This window comes from Collinsella sp. CLA-AA-H167, from assembly GCF_040095305.1.
Taxonomy (GTDB): Bacteria; Actinomycetota; Coriobacteriia; order Coriobacteriales; family Coriobacteriaceae; genus Collinsella.
Genome location: NZ_JBBNGA010000024.1, coordinates 1 through 1,738, shown reverse-complemented (window position 1 = coordinate 1,738; position 1,738 = coordinate 1). Strand labels below are relative to the sequence as shown.

Annotated in this window: 1 rRNA gene; it reads right to left on the bottom strand. The window is 63.3% G+C overall.

Annotation, left to right across the window (positions count from 1 at the left end):
• Positions 1–9 precede the first annotated feature (9 nt).
• Positions 10–1,515: ribosomal RNA gene (locus tag AAAT03_RS09820) — 16S ribosomal RNA — on the bottom strand.
• Positions 1,516–1,738: the final 223 nt, after the last annotated feature.

Here is a 1,738-nt window from a genome sequence, read left to right as displayed (position 1 = left end):
TCTCCCTAGAAAGGAGGTGATCCAGCCGCACCTTCCGGTACGGCTACCTTGTTACGACTTCACCCCCCTCACCCTCCACACCTTCGGCGCCTCCCCCCTCTCGGTTGGGCCGGCGACTTCGGGTGCAGACGACTCGGGTGGTGTGACGGGCGGTGTGTACAAGGCCCGGGAACGCATTCACCGCGGCATGCTGATCCGCGATTACTAGCAACTCCGACTTCATGGGGGCGGGTTGCAGCCCCCAATCCGAACTGGGGCCGGCTTTCCGGGATCCGCTCCCCCTCGCGGGGTGGCATCCCTCTGTACCGGCCATTGTAGCACGTGTGCAGCCCAGGGCATAAGGGGCATGATGACTTGACGTCGTCCCCGCCCTCCTCCGCCTTGACGGCGGCGGTCCCGCGTGGGTTCCCGGCATCACCCGATGGCAACACGCGGCGGGGGTTGCGCTCGTTGCGGGACTTAACCCAACATCTCACGACACGAGCTGACGACAGCCATGCACCACCTGTATGGGCTCCTCTCGGCCACGGGGTCTCCCCCGCTTCACCCATATGTCAAGCCCTGGTAAGGTTCTTCGCGTTGCTTCGAATTAAGCCACATGCTCCGCTGCTTGTGCGGGCCCCCGTCAATTCCTTTGAGTTTTAGCCTTGCGGCCGTACTCCCCAGGCGGGACGCTTAATGCGTTGGCTGCGGCACGGGGGGATCGTCCCCCCACACCTAGCGTCCATCGTTTACGGCTGGGACTACCAGGGTATCTAATCCTGTTCGCTCCCCCAGCTTTCGCGCCTCAGCGTCGGTCTCGGCCCAGAGGGCCGCCTTCGCCACCGGTGTTCCACCCGATATCTGCGCATTCCACCGCTACACCGGGTGTTCCACCCTCCCCTACCGGACCCAAGCCGCGGAGGTTCCGGGGGCTTCGGGGGGTTGAGCCCCCCGCTTCGACCCCCGGCCTGCCGGGCCGCCTACGCGCGCTTTACGCCCAATGAATCCGGATAACGCTCGCCCCCTACGTATTACCGCGGCTGCTGGCACGTAGTTAGCCGGGGCTTCTTCTGCAGGTACAGTCTTGACTCTTCCCTGCTGAAAGCGGTTTACGACCCGAAGGCCTCCGTCCCGCACGCGGCGTCGCTGCGTCAGGGTTCCCCCCATTGCGCAAGATTCCCCACTGCTGCCTCCCGTAGGAGTCTGGGCCGTGTCTCAGTCCCAATCTGGCCGGTCGGTCTCTCAACCCGGCTACCCGTTGTCGGCACGGTGGGCCGTCACCCCGCCGTCTACCTGATGGGCCGCGGAGCCATCCCCTCCCGTCGGGGCTTTAGCCGGGGTGCCATGCGGCACCCCGGGGTATCCGGTATTACCCGTCCTTTCGGGCGGCTATCCCGGGGGAGGGGGCAGGTTCTCCACGTGTTACTCAGCCGTTCGCCACTCGCTTCCACCCGAAGGTGGGTGCCGTTCGACTTGCATGTGTTAGGCGCGCCGCCAGCGTTCATCCTGAGCCAGGATCGAACTCTCCGTCCAAATATGTTGGGCTTCGAGCCCGTCCGGTCCTCACAACTATTAGCTGATCGGTTCCGTTCGATTCATATGGTTTTAGTATAGGAAAAGGAATTTCTCGGGGCCGCCTCTCGGCGGCCTTGCGAAAAACAAATCCAAGTTAGACCATTTCAAATGGTTCGATGTCTGCCCGGATGCGACACTGAATGTGTCCATCCTCGCAGTATCCGGTTCTCAAGGTGCACGC